Genomic DNA, 16895 nt, shown 5'->3' on the forward strand with positions numbered 1-16895 from the left:
CCCGGGCACGGGGCGATCGCGTCACAGGTCCTACGTACCGTTCGGTGACGCCTGCCGAGGAGACCGCCGTGCCGGAACCATCGCTGATCGCAGCTTTCGACGCCGCCCAGCAGCGCCACACCGAGGCGGTCGCCGAACTCGTTCCGCTGCTCGTCGAGATGGCCCTCGCCACCGTCGCCGAGGCGCTCCCGGACGCCGACACGCTCGAGACCGAGGGCGAGATGAACGAGGACTGGGCATTCACGCTCCGGATCCAGCGGGTCCTCGATGCCGACGGTGGAGTCCTCTACGACGTCAGCTCCGTCCACGACGACTCTGAGGTCGAGACCACGATCGACGAGGTCGGCCTCGATTACCTCGACCTGCTCCTCGACATCACCGGAGACGACTACCTGGGACGACAGACGATCAGGCGCCGCTCGGACCTGCGCTCCTGAGGAGCTGCCCAACTCGCCGCCGGGATCAGTCACCTCGCGCGGGCGTGACCGGGCTGCGCCCGTAGTCCCACGATGGCCATGCCTGGGACTGAGCAGCCTCGATGTCGTCTGCACGCTCCTGGCCCTCGAGCGCCTCGCCGCCAGGCCCCACAACGTCAACGGGCTGCGCCATGGAGTCCGTGTCCACCACGACCGTCGCGATCTCGCCACCGCTCGAGACCTCGGCCCAGATGTCAGCTCGGTAGCGGACGAATCGCGCCCCGGTCACCAGCCCGCCACCCATCCGGGCCACACCGCGGACTCGGCGATCTGCAGCGCTTGTCGACGAACCCCCGATGGCAGGTCACCGGCGTCGGCGGTGACCATCAGTGGACCCTCGATGGCTTCGTCGTCGAGGTGGACCGAGAGAACCTCTCCGGATTCGACCTCCACCTCCGCCACGAGCGGGACCTTGTAGTGGACGTAGACGGTCATCGGGTTCCTCCTGGTCGGCTCCAAGCGATGATCGCTCGAGAACGCTCGGAACTCGAGCGATCATCGAACGATGGCGAACGACACCCGCACTTACCGCTTCACGCTCACGGTCGACGTCGAGCCCGGCCACTCTGCCTACGACGACCCCGAATGGGCCGCCGACGCCGCGTGGGGCTCGCTCACGAACGAGTACGGCCTGCGAGCCACCTATGAGTCGATCGAGGAGCTCTCGGGGGACGATCCGACCTGACCGACGGCTCGGAGTTCGGAACGGCACCATTCAAGCGCTTCGGTGCCATCCTCCGAGTTGGAGGAGCGAGTCCCGGGGCGAGGAGGAACCGGGACTCGCTACCCCGCTCAGCTACGAGGCCGCTGCGGCCTTGAACTGCTGAGCCTTCGAGCCGACCACTCGCTTGACCGACTGCCAGGTGTGATAGCGATCAGCCATGAAGGCCGTCGTGAGAGCGGTGGGACCCAGAGCGGTCTGGATCTCGTTCGCCATCCACTGGTTCCCGTTCTCCAACTGACGCACCCCGAGCACCGCTTCCAGCATCTTCTGCAGGGTGTACTCGCGGCACTTGCCCTCGATGATCCGGCGCAGGTCGTCGTCACCGTCCGGGTTCATCTCGGCGTCGATCTCGTCGACGAAACGAGTGAACCCACGGAAGTCCTCGTTCAACGCGAGCAGGCCCGCGCTCGAGGCACTCTCGCCGATCAGTGCAGCAGCTCGATCGGTCACGTCGTGCCCACCGACGATGGCCTGCTCGTTGATCCAGGCCTCGGACTTCCACTCGGCGTTCAGGCTGAGGGGCGGGTTCTCCGCCGGCTCGGCATCGTCGCCGTTGTCATCGAGGAGACCGAGAAGGGGATCTCGCCCGGGACCTGTCGGAGGGCCACCCGAAGCCCCAGAGGTCGAGCTTCCACCGCCCGTTGACCGGCCCGACCCCGAGCCCGGCACGGTCCCGGAGGCACGCACGCTCCCCCCGGCACGTCGGCGGTACTTCTGCGGTCGAAGTCGCTTCAGCATCTCCGCGATGCGCTTCATCACCTCAGCGGTGAGGGTCTGGTCACCGAGCGACTCCTCCCGCGCCTCGGCGATGACGGCCTTGACCGCCTCCGGGATCTGCTCCTTGAACTGTCGCGACCAGGTCAGGAGCGCCTCGTCGTTCTCCATCACCTGGGTCTTCGTCTTCGCAAGCATGACGTGGGCGCGGGCGAAGTCCGAGTCGACCTCGTCGTACCCCCCGACCGGCTCGATGACCAGCGACACCCTCGACTTGCCGAAGACGATGCCGAAGCGAGCGAACAGGGCGTTCGACCCGACACCCTCACGCCAGTCGTGCAGCTCACCCTGGTACATGACGGTGATGCGGCCGGGGCCCGCGGTCCGGCTTGTCACGTCGGGAGCGCCCTTCACGCGGTCGACTGGGAAGCACCAATAGTGAATGCGGGCCGGCGGAACGTGCAGGAGAGGATCGCCAGCACACTCGATGGTCCCGTGCGTGTCGTAGGGCAGGTTCCCGTTCGACCGCAGCCACTCGGATGCATCGGTCCACACGGCGCAGGTGCCTCGGATCGCAGACGGCTTGAAGTACATCGTGTCCGGATCCTTGGAGCGCCCCGAGATCAGGTCCTGGTTCACCGCGGATCCGGTGACGACATTGGATCGGCCCTGCCCGACGGGCACATCAGCCTTGATGTCGATGTTCGTGTCGAGGATTCCGTAGCGGGTGTTGAGGTACTTCTCGACCCAGTTCGAAGGCTGGCCGAGCAACGTGTCCTCGACCCCCTCCGTGCCGTGGAAGGTCACGATCGTGCCCGACCCGGCGTCGAGGATCTCCGACGGGAAGAGGTCGTCCGCGTGTCGCGAGATGTCCACGGTGCGCTCGCCGTTCGTGCCGAGCGGGAGGAAGTCGTAGCCCGTGTGCGGGTCGCGACCGAGCTTGCACATCGTCGCCTCACCGTCTCGCAGCGTCCGGATGGAGACCCCAGCCGGGTGCCGGGTCGGACCCGAGATCTTCAGGCCCATACCCTGGTTCCCGCCCTTGCCCTGGTTGTTATTGGCGCCCGACACGGCGAGGGTCTTGGCGTAGCGCTGGACCTCCTCGCGGGTCATGCCGTCGCCGTTCCCCATCACCGAGAGTCGCCAGATGGGCGTGCCCCCCTGAGCCACCTCGGCGTCGATGGTGGTCCAGTCGACACCGACCCGGATCCATGGTCGGTACGGCTCCCCCTGCTCGAGCTTCTCAGCCGCTCGGCGGGTGACGGCCTCCAACTCGTTGTGGAAGGCCTCTCGGATCTCCTGGTTGGGGAGCAACTCGGCTTCGAGCTTGTCCGCGACGAAGTCCGCGTTCTCGAAATCAAATGGCATGTCAATCTCTCCTGAAAGCGGTGGCACGGATGCCACGGGTTCGTGGTGGCCACCTCGCTTCCTCCGGTGACGCCAACAGGTGACCGCCTAGAGGCGGAGAGCTGTATGCATCGGCCGGGGTCCACTCGGGCGACCGGGAGGGAGACTACATGTCGACGATGCTCAGCTCCGCGATACCGACACCGACACCGACGCCGACGGCGAACGGCCAGTCAGATCGACGAGAAGCTGGTGTCGTACTCGTTCGCCATACGAGCGATCATCCCGTCGTAGTGGAACGGTTCACCTGGCTGCGGCGCGGGCGGGGCCGTCACGAGCCGGAACGGGCTGCCGTCGTTCGCTCCATCGATGACGACAACGCCCACCCCGTCGAAGCCGGTCTCGCGTGTGTTGGACCGGCGAGGCATCTCGGCGATCTTCTCGAGCGTGCGCACCAGCGAGCGCGGCTGCGGCTCCTCGGTGAAGACACGATCGGCCTTCGACAGGTCGAACTTGTTCATGTCCGAGGACGCGAACCGTCCCGACGCGTTGATGATGGCGAACCCGATGGCGAGCGCCTGACGGCTAGCGCCGTGCACGCAGAGGTGCGACGAATTCAGCTCGTCGTAGAGACGGGGCAGCGCACGGATGTGCGCCGTCATCGTTGCCTTGGCCTCGAGCGCGATGAGGACCGCGCCCACGGGAGCCACCGGCAGCTCCGGGAGGTCCGTGAGGATCGCCTGCTGCCGAGCCGACAAGGGAATCGTGTAGCGCTCCGCCAGCTGAGCGAACGTGACCCGTCGATCCGGCTCCCCCTCGGGGCGAGCAAGGACTAGGTCGAGATCCTTCTTCCGACCCGTGCCGAAGTCCCGCATCGTGTGGTTCACGCCAAGGATGACCTTGCCCTCGGCAACGTGTCGTCGGAGCAACGCCGACGAGCTCAGGAGGTCGAGGCCGATACCCCAGCAGGCGACCTTCGAGTGACGGTCGCTGCGGGAGTGGTACTGCCATCGATTCCCGTACTTGTCGTCGATCGTCGAGTCGCGCAGCGCTTCGACGAGAATCGAGGGCCCCTCCATCGATCGGATCGTAGGTGAGCCCGGAACCCGCTCCGGGGACCCGCCGGTGTCGCTCAGCGAACGGCGGCCTCGATCCGGTCAGCCGCAGCGACGGGGTCCTCGTGCTCCCAGATCCGGATGACCGTCCATCCCGCGTCACCGAGGCGCTGATCCGTGTCGCGGTCGCGCCGCTCGTTCGCATCGAGCTTCTCGCGCCACCACTCGCTGTTCGCCTTCGGTGAGGTGGCGTGGACCGGGCAGCGGTGCCAGAAACAGCCGTCCACGTAGACCGCGACGTGAGCCTTGGTGAACACGAGATCGGCACGCCGTCGAAGCCCGGCAAGCGGTGCGAGGTCGACCCGGTAGCGAAGCCCCCTCCGCCACACCTCGCGACGAATGGCCAGCTCCGCTGCTGTGTCCCTTCGTGCCTGGCGCTGCATCCGTGTCCGCACGACCGCCGACGAGGCGGCAGGACGACCCGGGGGGCGGGCCTCAGGCGACAGAGAGCTCCTCCGCCATGTAGGCGGCATGCTCGGCGACGTCGTCCAGGAATCCGTCGACGAAGCGCAGGCTGCCGCGCTCGGCCCGGGACAGGAATCCGGCGCTCGCTCGAGCCGACAGAGGCTGAGCCTCCTCCAGGTCGACGATCTCGTGGAGATGTCGATAGGGCTCTCGGGTTGGCCACATCGACACGTCCACCGCCCAGATCTTGCCCTTCGCTCCGAACGCTGCGGTGGGCCAACGCCCTCCGGCCTTCATCGGTTGTCCGTCGAGGATCGGCTCACCGGGGTCACGCAGCCGACGGCCGACCCAGGCCGACACGCCGACGGTGACAGCGTTGCCGGTCAGCTTCCACCGTGGACCCTTCCGACCCGGTCCATCGTCGGCAGGTGACGTCCATCCGGCCGGGAAGCCCTGCATCTGCTCGGCCTCTTCCACCACCGGCAGGACGATTCGTCGACCGAGTGGTGCGGAGGGGTTCCAAATCCCAGGTTGGGACGGGATGCCGATGGTGGAACCGCCCTTGAGCGTGGGCACTGCGTCCCGTGCCCAACCGAGGCCACGGAGACCTTCGGTCCAGTAGAAGCCGCAGGTCTCGTCCGAAAACCACTCCGGACCGGGTTCGCCCTCGTCGTCGGCGAAGAGCACGGCACGCGGATCGATGGTCCGGGAAGCCAGGAAGATCACTCGCTGGCGTCGCTGAGGCACGCCGGTGAAGCGCGAGTCGACGAGGCGGTAGGCCCACCGATAGCCGAGTGCCTCCAGCTCGTCGACGAGGTACTGCATGGCCGCCCCACCGTCGAGCACCAGCATGTTCCGGACGTTCTCGAGCAGCAGCATCGGCGCGCGGGGACGACGGATCAGGCGGAACACCTCTGAGACGAGACCCGAGGCGCGCCCGTTGATGCCGTCCATTCGTCCGGCCTGGGACAGGTCGGTGCACGGGAAACCGGCGGACACCAGATCGACCTTCGGCAGTGATCGAAGGTCTCTCACATCCTCGACGAGCGGGACGTCCGGGAATCTCGTCGCCAGCACGCGGTGGGCCGGGTCCCAATACTCGCAGAGCAGCTCGGCTTCGCCGCCGTGGAGGGCGAGACCTCGCTCGATCCCTCCGATACCGGCGAACAGTCCAGCGATGCTGAAGGGTTCCCCGGTCATGGGCGCCAAACTACATTGCTGAAACTCGGCATCGTACGGACCTCGGGCGAGAGCGATGGGATCGAACAGGCGTTCGCCACCGTAGCTCGAGTCGGACATGTGTTGCATGGACCGCTCCAGGTTCGGAGCGCCGGTCTCGGCGCTGTCATCTCCTGGGGCGGAACTCGAGCCGTCTCTGCCCGATGACCCGGGCGGCGTGCGCCCGGCAGCCGCCCATCAGGTTCGGGCGACTGAGCTGGCTCCACCATACGAGGGGAGCATCGGGATCACAGCGATAGCCCCTGCTCGGCCCTCTTCGCACCGAGTGATCTGCTCATCCCACTCGGCGCCAGTTCAGAGACGGCTCGGCTGGCCGCGTAGTACGTGATGTCGTATCCGCGCTCGCCGACGGGCGGGCAAGGCCCGATGAGAGAATCGTCAGGAAGGTCCCAGAGAGCGTGGTGCTGGGCAACCCGGCCAGCGGCCTCGATCCAGCGGCCTCGAGCTGTCGGGTCGTCGGGCACGGGGCCGAGATGGGCAACGAGGAGCGACGTCGGCTGATCCGCTGCCTCCATGCCTCGGGCACGGGCGTCGGCCTCGATCGCGTGCTCGACGCGCTCGGGTTCGCTACGTCGCACCGCCTCGTCGAGGCGCAAGGCTTGCTCTCGAGCAGATCGGGCGGCCTCAATGGCGTCGGGCAACTCGGTGAGCTCGCTCTCCAGGTCGTCGATCCATCCAGGGAGGGACTCGACCTCCCGCTTCGCGCTCGCGATCTCGGCTCGGTGGTGTCGGCGGTGGAGCGGACTGTCGCGCTCGTCGAGAGTTCGTGTCGCATCGGCGAGACGAGTTCGGGCATGGCGGATCTGGTCCTGCAGCTCGCCCTCCCGCCAGGCGAGGTCGGCGAGCGCTCGGTCATGGTCGCGGAGTCGCCAACTGATCCGCTCGGCAGTTGCACGATGAGCCGAGGCTCGACGGACGAGCGCTCGCAGCTCTCGCTCGGGGAGCGGCTCGGACGGGACGGCGTGGCACGGGCGAATTGCGGCGTCCTGGCTGCCGTCGCCAGGGCTGGCCGGCGATTTGGGTCGGTCGAGGCGCAGCGCGGTCGCGGGTTGGTCGATCCAGGTTCGGGCGACGGCTTCGGCAACGACCTCAGCGGCGGTGCGCTCGTCGTTCAGCACGACGAAGGCTTCGTTACTGGTGCGGCCACGGGTGAGCGGGACGTAGATGCCGCTGGTGCCGGTGGGTCCGTCGAGGAACAGGAAGCTGCGGTCGACGGTGCGGCCCTGGGTGGCGTGGCTGGTCTCGGCATAGGCCAGCTCGACGTGGGCGGCGACGTAGTCAGCGGGCAGGGTGACCCGGCCGGTTCGACCGGCGACGGTGAGTCCGCCGTCGTCGTGGACGGTCTCGACGGTCCAGTGGTCGCGGTTCTTGACCATGCGGGCCTGATCGGTGAGCAGCGTCCGGTCGTTGCGGCGGGTGGCGACCAGGTCACCGGCGAACGCCCTACTGGCGCCGACCTTCACCGAGCGGCTGCGGAGGTCGATCTCACCAGCAGCGATCCGCTCGTGTTGGGCCAGTTCGTTGAGCACGTCGACGCCGGCCCGGGTGGGGGCCATCATCGCCGCGGTCTCGCCGGCCTCGGTGGCGCGTCGCCAGGCTGCGACGGTGGCCTTGGCCATCTGGCGGCCGGTACCACCGTGGAAACGGTCGTGGTGGTCGTAGAGGGCGACGACGTCCGTGTCGCCTCGGCGGAGGCGGAGGCTGGCGTCTCGTTCCCAGGACGCGTCGAACCGGTGGACCCGGTCGAGCTCGACGGCCCCGACCATGTCGACCAGGTGGCCGAACATGCCGGAGCGGCCGACGGCCGAGAACTGCATCGGGTCGCCGATGAGGGCGAGTCGCCAATCGCGCCGGTCGGCCAGGTCGATCAGCTCGGCCAGACGCGGTGTGGGCACCATCGCGGCCTCGTCGACGACGACGGTGGTGCCGGTGGGGAGGTCGTAGCGGTGCTGGGGTGGACGGTCGAGGCGGTGCTCGACGAGCAGCTTGTCGAGGGTGTCAGCGTCGATGCCGGTGTCGACTGCGAGCACCTCGGCCGCTGCCGCCGACGGGGCGACGCCGAAGCACGACCGTTCCTGGGCCTGCAGGTGAGCGACCGCAGGGCGCATAGCGGTGGTCTTGCCGGTGCCAGCCGGACCGACCACCAGGACCATGCGCCGCTCCCCCGCCACCGCCCCGGCCGCGTGCTGCTGGACTGCGGACAGCTCGTCGTCGCTGTCGAGGTCGTGGACGTCGCTGCCGCCCTCGGCGGCCCACCGCTGGGTCAGCTCGAGGATGTGCTCCTCCTCGTGGAGGATCGAGCGGGTGGTGAGGATGCGGTCGAGCGCTCCCTCGGTGACCGGCCGTCCGTCGTCGCGGACGGGAACGTGGTCGGGCACGGGCTGCGAGACGTCGACGCTGATCGCGTCCTCGACGTGCGACGCGAGGCGTTGAGCGCGCCCGACGGTCTCGCCCGCGGTCCCGCCGAGTCGGGTCGGGAGCGCGGCGGCGATCTCGCGGGTGATCTCGGCGGGTCGCCACACGGACTGGGTGTCTCGCAGCGAGGACAGGGCGGCGATCACCGTGTCTCGATCGGTGACGGCGTCGCCTTCGATCGGCCGCGCCCGACCGGTGACGCGATCGAGGTAGCGCGCGGGCGAGTAGCCGAGGGCGTCGAGCTGGTCGTGCCAGTCCTGATGGAGCTCGGCCGCGTCGGCGCTGACTTTGGTGGGCCGGCTGTCGGTCACGGCCTCCCGCTCGATGCGCCAACGCTCCCGAGGGGTGGGGCGACGGCCGAGGTCATCGACGAACCGCTCGGTCTTCTCGTCGACGCGGCGGGCCATCTGCTTGGTGCGCTGGGAGAAGGCATCGAGGACCTCCTCTGGTGCGTCAGCCATCTCGGCCTGGCCGCTCTCGACCTCGTTCCAGCGCACGCCGAGACGACTGGTCAGCTCGGCTCGGAGCCCGGCGGCGTAGAGGGCCGACACGGCGCGCTGGTCGTGCTTGAGGGTGCGGGCGTCGAGCGCCAGCCACCGGCCGTCAGGGGCCATCACCCGGTTCACGATGACGAGGTGGGTGTGGACCTGGGGGTCGTGCGCTCGGCTGGTGTGCTGACGGAAGGCAGCGGCGATCAGGCCGTCGGCGTCGACGGTCCAGATCTCCCCGTCGACCCGGTACCGGCAGTGGGCGTGGTCCTCGATCCAACCGAACGCGGCGGCGACGGCTGCGTCGTGCGCGTCGAGGACGTCCTTGCGGATGCGTTCGTCTCCGATCGCGAACAGGACGGACACCGACTTCGGCGCCGAGCAGGTCACGTCGAAGCCTCGGACGGTGCGTTCGTGGTGGCTGGTGCCGAGCAGGGCGCCGTCGATCGGGTCCCGACCGTCCATGAGGGCGAGGAAGGGGTCGTCGTCGACCTGACCCGCGAGCCCCAGCGCCTCGGCGCCAAGGCCGAGCCACTGGCCAGGCGGCTCGTCGCCGTCGAGGTAGTACCCGCCGGGACCGTCGACGTAGTAGGCGCCGGCGTCGGGACCCCTGAGCGTGGTCACCCGGACGGTCACGATCGCATCCCGCACGAGCTCGTGCACTCGTCTGTCGATCGTTGCGACGCTGGCGCTTCGGTGGTGGGGTTCACGGCGTCGCTCCTTCAGCGGGAGGGGTCGGCGCGGGTGACGGAGATGCCGGTGGCGTCGAGGTGGAGGACGTAGGACGGCGGGTCCATCGGTCCGGTCGACGGGAGGGCGTCGAGGACCCCGGCCCGGCGGAGCTGGCGGAGGCGACGGTGGGCGCTGTCCTTGGACAGGAACCCGAGCTGCTCGGCCACGCCCCGGGTGCTGGCCCGCGCCACGAGTCGGCCGTCGATCACCTCAGCCCGAACCGCAAGCACGTGGAGCACCGCCAAGGCGTCCGGCCCGTGCTCGCTGAGGAACGCATGAGCCTCGGGGTAGCGGTGCTCAATGACCACCTCGCCCGGCGCCAGCGCGGTGGTCGGCTCGGGAGCCGGCGGTCGAGCCACGCTCGGTCGGCGTACCCGCGGGCGCGTCGAAGGCCGTGCCGGCACCTCGGCGTCGAGGCCCAGGAGAGGGAGCTGTTCGGCGGGCATAGCGACCTCCGGACGGGCGCGGAGATCCCGTCCGTAGGTAGGCCCCTGAGGCCCCCGAAGACCGCGCACGAATCCGAGATTCCTCACCGACTTGTTGTCCCCGATGTGCGACACTGGCCGCTGTCGGCGGTGGGACTGGTCAGATCGACCGCACGGCGCGACGATGACGACCGCACCCGCCCCGGCCGTCCGGCCCGCGGCGGACCCATCGTGACGGGGGGTCATCCGTCGCCTTCCCCACCGCTCCGACCGACCCGTCGGAGCAGTCCCCTTTCGGGAGGCGACGATGGCCGCGAGCCGCAACAACGTCCGCAAGCGCGGATCGACCTGGACCTACTACCTCTACGTCACCGACAGCGCCGGCACGCGGCGGCAGAAGTCCAAGGGCGGGTTCGCCACCCGCAAGGAGGCCGAGGCCGCCAGGGTCGAAGCCCTCGCCGCGCTGTCGAACGGGAACTGGGTGCAGCCCGACCGGCTCACCGTCGCCGAGTTCCTCACCGACGAGTGGCTACCGACCCAGCGGCCGCCGACGCTCGAGGAGAGCACCTACGCCAGCTACGCCCGGAACATCCGGCTCCACGTCGTCCCCTACGTCGGCGCCATCCGGCTCCAGCAGCTCACGCCGATGGACCTCAACGCGCTCTACCGGACGCTCCTCGACTCCGGCCGACGACCGCCGGGCTCGCCGATCCGCCGCCACGATCCCGCCGTGCTCGACCTCATCGCCCGACTCAAGGGTGAGGGCCACACGTGGCAGCAGGTGGCCGACTCCGTCGCCGAGGAGTTCTCCGACCTCGCTGGAATCACCCGCCACGCCGTCGCCTCGGCTCACCGTCGAGCCCAGGAGCCGAAGCCGGCGCCGAAGGAGCCCGGGCTGAGCAACCGGATGGTCCGGTACGTCCACACGATCATCCACGCCGCGCTGCGCGACGCCCTGCGCTGGAACCGCGTGACCCGCAACGTCGCCGCAGTCGCCACTCCCCCGCCGCAGGCATCGACCCGCCGGGGACGCCACACGACCTGGACCGGCGAGCAGCTCGGCCGATTCCTCGACTTCGTCGCCGACAGCCCCTACCTGCCGGCGTGGCTGTTCCTCGCCACCTCCGGCTCACGCCGCGGCGAGGTACTCGGCCTGAAGTGGGGCGACGTCGACCTCGACGCCGCCACGGCGATCATCTCCCGCCAGATCGCCATGGTCGACCACCGCATCGTGGTGAAGGACCTCCCGAAGACAAAGGGCGGTCACACGATCTCGCTCGACCCGGGCACCGTCGAGAGGCTCGCCAACCACCGGGAGCGCCAGGCAGAGATCAAGCGCCTCCTCAGCGGCGGCTACCACGACGACGACTGGATCTTCACCCGCCCCGACGGCGCCCCGATCCACCCCGAGCGGTTCAGCCGCGAGTTCCTCCGCAAGCAGGAGGCCTACAACAAGGCCCACCCCGGCGAGCCGCTCCCGCGGCTGAAGCTCCACGGCCTCCGCCACACCTGGGCGACGCTCGCCCTGGAGGAGGGCATCGACATCCACGTGGTGAGCGACCGCCTCGACCACAGCAGCACCCACATCACGAGCCAGATCTACACGCACGTCACCAGGCCGATGCAGTCCGACGCCGCCGACCGCGTGGCGGCGCGGATCTTCCGAGCGGATCGGGCCAGCGTTAGGCGGAATTCGCCCCGGGCGTGAGGTCGACACGGAGGCGTCCGACGATCGCCGCCAGCTCGGGCTCGGGAATCCGGCCTGCGAGGTACTTGAGCAGCTCCTCTTGGCGGGGTTGCCCGAACGAGAGCCGGTAGGTGGCAACGCCTTTAAGCAGGCGTTCGAGCTTGCTGGCATCTCGGCTGAGCGGCAGCACGGGGACGTGTCTCTCGATGCGGGCGGTGGATCCGTCGGGGTTGAACACCCAGTACGGCTCGAGCTCGCCGTCGGAGCCGGCCATGCCCGAAGCGTCGGCGAACATCGCTGACCACGGGTCACCGACGCCGTCGGTGAATGCCTCGATGCCACAGACCTGGGCGACGTTCTTGCGGATGGCGTGGCCCTTGTACCGGTGCACGCGCCCCTCGCGTTGTTCGAAGTCGACGGGATTGCTGGGGAGGTTCCAGTGCACGACGGCGTGGGAGTAGAGGTGGAAGTCCAGTCCTTCCTGGCCGACCGACGTCGTACTCAGAACGAACGGCCAGAACGGGGAGTTGAAGGCGTGACTGGCTTGTTGAGCGCGCTGCTGCTTCTGGTCCCCTTCGATTGACTGGTCGCCGAAGCGGATCGCGAAGCGGCCGCGCATCGTGTGGCGGTCGACGGTGATGCGGCCGTTCTCCGCTCGCGCGATGTCTGTCGCGTAGTTCACGGTCCGGAGGCTGAGGGCGCTGAACGCGGTCTCGGCGAGGTCGGCGACGACCTTCGGTCCCGTGTCGGTGAGGAACCCGCGCCAGTCCTTGAGCACGTGGAGGTACTCATCGAGCACCGCTTGGAGGTGCCCCTCTGCTCCGTATTCGAGTGCGGCTCGCCAGTAGACCTCGATTCCGGTCGCGCCTCGCACGACCGCTGTTGCGTCCGGGCCGCTCAGCAAGGATCGAACGCCCCAGGAGATCCGTGCCGCTGCGGCGAGCAACGAACGATCACGGCCGACCGGAACGCTGGTGACTCGGCTGAGCGAGCGAAGTGCACAGATCGCCGGACTAGCGAGCGCGGCAGCCACGAGGACTTCGATCAGGTCGTCGGGCACTCGGCCCAATGGTTCGCCGTCGTTGCCTTCAATCAGGTCCTGCGCGGCCTGGAGGTGTCGGTAGAAGGGTGCGGTCGCCGAGTCGTCAGCGCTGTCGTGGCTCCACAGGCTGGGCCATGCATGGTCCCACCAGTCAAGGGTCGCGTCGGGATCGTCAGCGTGATCGAGCAGGAGCGGCGCAGCCCAGTACCAACGCTGGTCGACCGGGCCGCTTGCCGGCCGACCTTCGAGAAGTGGCGCCAGCGCCTCGCCGAGCCGGCGTGCTGCTTCGGCTTCGACCGCCGAGCGAGTGACGGGCTGATCGTCACGGAGTTCGGCGGCGATGTGGAGTGGGTCGGCGAGCCGCGAGAGCTCGACGAAGGGCACGGCGAGGAGAAGGTTCGGCATGCCTTCGAGTCGGCCGGTTTCAGCGTTGACGCGGAAGTCGAGGCGACGATCGGGACGTTGGCTGAACTCGTCGTAGGGCCGGGTGTCGAGTTCGTCGGCGGCGGCGAAGATCGCCCGCTCGGCTTGGGCGCTGAGCATCGCGGAGATGACCTTTGGAACGAGGTGCCACGCCGAGAACACGAGTCGCTTCGTGAACGTGCGGGCTTCGGCCCGATCGAAGATCCCGCTGCCGTCGTAGTAGGGCATCGCCGGCGGGAGCCACAGCAGTTGCCACATGCCTCGTCCGATGGTGTCGGCCTCCAGCGAGCGCAGCCTGGCGTTGGCGGGATCGATCTCTCCGTATCGTGCGACCTCCTCCCAGTTGAGCAGCCCCGCGCCGTCGGCGATCAGGTCCGTCAGCGCCGACGGTGGGCTTCCGTTGCCCGTCTGTTCCTCGAAGGCGTGCTTGAGGGCGTAGCCCTCCATGAAGTTCAGGAGGTACGGGCCGGACTTCCAGAACTCGACGACGTCGCGCTGACCGAGAAGCTCGGCGGCGGTCGCCGCAGCGAGGTAGCCGTCGACGTCTGTTCGCTCGAGTTGGATCGTTCGGTGGACCGGTTGGAGCATGCCGTTTCGGTCGGGGGTGGAGGCGAGGCGTTCGGTGCGTGCCATGAACGGGCGGAGGCGGGCGGCGACCCGTTGGCACGCCGTCTCGGCAGCTTGGCCGCCGTCGCGGTCGAGCATGAGCAGAGACCGTCGAAGGTCGCGCAGGTCGCTTCGCAACGCGTCGGCGGCGAGGTCGTCCCTGAACAGGAAGCCTGCGGTCAAGACGAAGTCTTCGAAGTGCGTGTCGCCCTCGGCTTCGTCGGCGGTCGTGTAGGGCCGGTACGGGGTCGCGGAGAGGAGCAGGGTCCGGGTCGCGCGGCCGCTCGAAGCCTCCCGGTAGTCGAAGAGCTCGTGGGCGAGGCGGGTCGCCCAGGTCTGGTTGGACGGGTCCAGGAGGGAGCGGAACCGCTGAAACTCATCGAGGATGACGAGGTCGGGTTGGAGCGCTTCGATCCCGACCGTCGCGAGCGCGCGGCGGAGCTCGACGATGAACCGGTTGCGTTGATCCCGGTCCTTCTGGGTGTAGCCGTCCTTGTAGTGGAAGGTCTTGGCGAGCCGGTTGAACTCGACCTTGAGCGTCGGCCGTCCGTCGAGACGTCGCTGTTCGTTCTGTCGCCGGATCTGCGTCTTGAAGGCGCTGATGACCGAGGGGGCCGGTTGCATGGTGGCGGCTTTGGCGCGCAGCCGGCTCCGGGCGGAGCGGTCGTCGCTGATGCCGAGGTAGAAGACGCGCTCGGCCCCGCTGCCACGCATCGTGTCGTCACCCCAGACGCGTTGGAGGACTGCGTACAAAAGCGCGCGTTCGGGGAACTTGCCGGCGCTCGACCCGAACTCAAGGCTGGTGCCAGGGGTGACGGCGATGAGGTTGAGCGATCGCTTCTCGAGCCGGTGCACCTCGTTCGTGAGCATCGTGAACCGGTCAGCCTCGACGATCGCCTCGTCCGCTGCGATGTTGAGCTTGCGGAGGTTCTGACGGGCGATCGCTCCGTTGGAGCAGATGTAGACGATGTCGACTCGTTGGTCGCCGATGCTGCGAAGGTGCTCGACGACCTGCGCGATGACCCCGCGTGCGACAAGCGTCTTGCCGAGTCCGACCTCGTCGGCAACCAGGAACCGCAGGCTCGGTTGCTGGTCGTCGTAGAGGCGGGAGAAGGCATAGGTGGAGGTGCGGCGCTGGAACCCTCGCAAGCCGGCGAGAACCTCGGCTGATGTGGGAAGGCTCTCGGTCATGGTCGCCGCTCTTTGGCCGCTGCCCAGATCGGTTCCCAGATGTCGAGCAGCCCGTCGGGCAGGAGCGACTCTCCGTCGGGATCAGTTCGGAGATCGGTGATGAGCCGATCGATGTGGCCGAGTCGGTCAGGGTCACGCGCGAGAGTGCGGAGCAGTGCCTCCAGCAGCGGGAGCGAGTCCTGGGCGGTCTGCCACTGTCCGGCTTCGGAGTCGAGCGCGTCGAGCAGGTCAGCAAGGCCGTACTGGTCGACCACCTCGTCGGTGAGGAGGAGAAGGAGGTAGCGCAGGAACCGCTCGGCGTCTCCGAGGAGGATTCGCAGAAGGCGGGTGGCCCGGTTCTCCGGTGCCTCCTGCAGGTCGGCGGTGAGGACGAAGCGAGTGGAGGTGTCGCCGAGGGTGAGCTCGTTGGCCAGGAAGGCCGTGATGCCTTCGAAGGACACCGAGAACGAGGCATCCACCGCCCCCTCGACGACGCTGCCGCTGGCGTCAGCGAGGGTGATCGGCCAGCAGCGCCACTCGACATCGCTCGGCAGTGGATCCATCTCACCGTCGCTGGTGAAGCTCAACTGGAAGCGGTCGCTGGCGGATCCATCGTCGACGGCTCTGGCGATCAAGGGGATGCGGGCGACCTGTCGGCGCAACAGGTCGAGCTGGTCTTCGATGGGATCCCGCTCCTCCTCGTACTGGGCGGCGTCACCCAGGGGGAACGGGGTGAGGAAGGCCCGCAGGGTCTGCGCCTCCTTGGCTGGCTCGGCCATGAGTGCGTCCACCCCGAGTTGGCCCTTCGGTCCGACGAGCTCCGCCACGAACTCGACGTTCGGGCCGAACGCCGCGGTCGTGGCGTTCGCCGATCCGGTCAGCACAGTGGAGGCTCGACCGTCATCGAACACGAACAGCTTGGCGTGTAGCCCGTCGAATGGGATGCTCGGGTCCTCGGGCGAGATGTGCGAACGCGCGGAAGATGATTCGGTGCGCGATCCGGACGTCGGCTCGTGGTCTGTCGCCGGGGTCGCGTCGGGGTCGAGGGTGTAGATCTCCCCGAAGCGAGCGGCGATGGTCGGCGCGCACGCAGCGATCTGGTCCGGACGCGAGATGAGTACCCGACGCCCGACGGCCGGGGGGAGGCGCTTGAGGAGCCCGGCGGTGAGGAATGGAGCCATCACGGCGAACCCGTCCGCCATCGGCGGGAACGGCACCGACCCGGATCCGTTGAGCCCGAGGGGGTGGAAGCGGCCGCGGTGCACGTGGGGCGGAGGTACCCACCTGACCTGGCTGACCTCGTCGGCCAGCTCGATGATGCTCTCTCGGCGCTCTTCGTCAACCTCGCCGACGGCGAGGGTGGGCAACGCCCGGACGAACGTGGCGAGTCCGGACCCGTCGATCTCATGCCGGGCTTCATTGCTCGCGTCTGCGGCGTCGAATCGGACGATGGTGTCCCACGCGCGGTCATGGGTGAGGTTCCGCGACGCGCAGAGCATGCGGTAGGTCGGTGCTTGCCCGTCGGCCTCGTAGCGCAGGACCCAGACCTTTGGGTGGAACACCCCGCCGCCCGGTGCGGTGACGGGCACGAGGGCGCCTTCGAGATACGCGAACAAGCGCCGCTGCGCCGGCACGGCAACTTGGCCCGCCTGGAAGAACACGGTGTAGCGACCGGCATGACGTCGAATCGAGTCGAGGAGCTCGAGCGGCTCGACGTCGCGCTGTTCTGCCGCGTCTGTCGCCGCGTACAGCGCGAAGGCTGCGGGCGCGGTCAGCGCCGCATCAAGACCGAGAGAGAACGTGGTACCCACCGCGCACCCGAGGTGGAAGCCGAAAGGAGGACGGAGCGCGTCGAGCAGTGTTTGGCGGTCGTCGGGGCTCAGCACG

12 protein-coding genes are annotated in these 16895 nt (G+C 68.6%); 3 read left to right on the top strand and 9 right to left on the bottom strand.

All coding sequences use genetic code 11. The annotated features are described in order from the left end of the window. Window positions 1-44: 44 nt before the first annotated feature. A complete protein-coding gene (locus tag HC251_RS12940; protein ID WP_219941030.1) occupies window positions 45-437 on the top strand; it encodes a hypothetical protein in 393 nt (130 codons plus the stop codon). A gap of 264 nt (window positions 438-701) precedes the next feature. Here HC251_RS12940 and HC251_RS12945 read toward each other — a convergent pair whose 3' ends face one another. Continuing rightward, on the bottom strand, window positions 702-911 hold the full coding sequence (locus tag HC251_RS12945; protein WP_219941031.1) for a hypothetical protein: 210 nt from the start codon (window positions 909-911) through the stop codon (window positions 702-704). 70 nt (window positions 912-981) lie between these two features. On the opposite strand from HC251_RS12945, the gene HC251_RS12950 reads away from it, so the two are divergent. Next, complete coding sequence (locus tag HC251_RS12950) at window positions 982-1161, top strand: hypothetical protein (RefSeq protein WP_219941032.1); 180 nt, start codon at window positions 982-984, stop codon at window positions 1159-1161. A gap of 111 nt (window positions 1162-1272) precedes the next feature. Here HC251_RS12950 and HC251_RS12955 read toward each other — a convergent pair whose 3' ends face one another. The 6 genes from HC251_RS12955 to HC251_RS12980 form a co-directional block, all read right to left on the bottom strand. After that, window positions 1273-3282 (bottom strand): hypothetical protein, encoded by a 2010-nt coding sequence (locus HC251_RS12955; protein WP_219941033.1) that lies wholly within the window; start codon window positions 3280-3282, stop codon window positions 1273-1275. A 212-nt stretch (window positions 3283-3494) separates the two neighbouring features. Beyond that, a complete protein-coding gene (locus tag HC251_RS12960; RefSeq protein ID WP_219941034.1) occupies window positions 3495-4340 on the bottom strand; it encodes a hypothetical protein in 846 nt (281 codons plus the stop codon). 53 nt (window positions 4341-4393) lie between these two features. Next, complete coding sequence (locus HC251_RS12965) at window positions 4394-4759, bottom strand: very short patch repair endonuclease (RefSeq protein WP_219941035.1); 366 nt, start codon at window positions 4757-4759, stop codon at window positions 4394-4396. A 52-nt stretch (window positions 4760-4811) separates the two neighbouring features. Further along, the gene (locus HC251_RS12970; protein ID WP_370651297.1) at window positions 4812-5981 is read right to left on the bottom strand and encodes a DNA cytosine methyltransferase; all 1170 of its coding nucleotides are present in this window, start codon (window positions 5979-5981) and stop codon (window positions 4812-4814) included. A 266-nt stretch (window positions 5982-6247) separates the two neighbouring features. Next, a complete protein-coding gene (gene mobF / locus HC251_RS12975; protein WP_219941037.1) occupies window positions 6248-9547 on the bottom strand; it encodes a MobF family relaxase in 3300 nt (1099 codons plus the stop codon). A gap of 98 nt (window positions 9548-9645) precedes the next feature. Then, window positions 9646-10014, bottom strand: a complete 369-nt coding sequence (locus HC251_RS12980; protein WP_219941038.1) for a hypothetical protein — start codon at window positions 10012-10014, stop codon at window positions 9646-9648. 373 nt (window positions 10015-10387) lie between these two features. Here HC251_RS12980 and HC251_RS12985 point away from each other — a divergent pair, with 373 nt between their 5' ends. Next, complete coding sequence (locus HC251_RS12985) at window positions 10388-11788, top strand: site-specific integrase (RefSeq protein WP_219941039.1); 1401 nt, start codon at window positions 10388-10390, stop codon at window positions 11786-11788. On the opposite strand, the gene HC251_RS12990 is transcribed toward HC251_RS12985, so the two are convergent. Both HC251_RS12990 and HC251_RS12995 read right to left on the bottom strand, forming a co-directional pair. Further along, window positions 11763-15029: a DEAD/DEAH box helicase gene (locus tag HC251_RS12990; protein WP_219941040.1), complete on the bottom strand. Its 3267-nt coding sequence runs from the start codon at window positions 15027-15029 to the stop codon at window positions 11763-11765. The genes HC251_RS12985 and HC251_RS12990 overlap by 26 nt on opposite strands. Then, window positions 15026-16894: a phospholipase D family protein gene (locus tag HC251_RS12995; RefSeq protein ID WP_219941041.1), complete on the bottom strand. Its 1869-nt coding sequence runs from the start codon at window positions 16892-16894 to the stop codon at window positions 15026-15028. The genes HC251_RS12990 and HC251_RS12995 overlap by 4 nt, the downstream gene beginning before the upstream one ends. Between the last annotated feature and the right edge of the window lies 1 nt (window position 16895).

The sequence above is a fragment of the Iamia sp. SCSIO 61187 genome (assembly GCF_019443745.1).
Lineage (GTDB): Bacteria > Actinomycetota > Acidimicrobiia > Acidimicrobiales > Iamiaceae > Iamia.

Bases quoted from the DNA above. Each gene is read 5' to 3' on its own strand.
- HC251_RS12945 (WP_219941031.1), bottom strand. From the start codon at position 911: ATGACCGTCTACGTCCACTACAAGGTCCCGCTCGTGGCGGAGGTGGAG.
- HC251_RS12950 (WP_219941032.1), top strand. From the start codon at position 982: ATGGCGAACGACACCCGCACTTACCGCTTCACGCTCACGGTCGACGTC.
- HC251_RS12955 (WP_219941033.1), bottom strand. From the start codon at position 3,282: ATGCCATTTGATTTCGAGAACGCGGACTTCGTCGCGGACAAGCTCGAA.
- HC251_RS12960 (WP_219941034.1), bottom strand. From the start codon at position 4,340: ATGGAGGGGCCCTCGATTCTCGTCGAAGCGCTGCGCGACTCGACGATC.
- HC251_RS12965 (WP_219941035.1), bottom strand. From the start codon at position 4,759: ATGCAGCGCCAGGCACGAAGGGACACAGCAGCGGAGCTGGCCATTCGT.
- HC251_RS12970 (WP_370651297.1), bottom strand. From the start codon at position 5,981: ATGACCGGGGAACCCTTCAGCATCGCTGGACTGTTCGCCGGTATCGGA.
- HC251_RS12985 (WP_219941039.1), top strand. From the start codon at position 10,388: ATGGCCGCGAGCCGCAACAACGTCCGCAAGCGCGGATCGACCTGGACC.
- HC251_RS12990 (WP_219941040.1), bottom strand. From the start codon at position 15,029: ATGACCGAGAGCCTTCCCACATCAGCCGAGGTTCTCGCCGGCTTGCGA.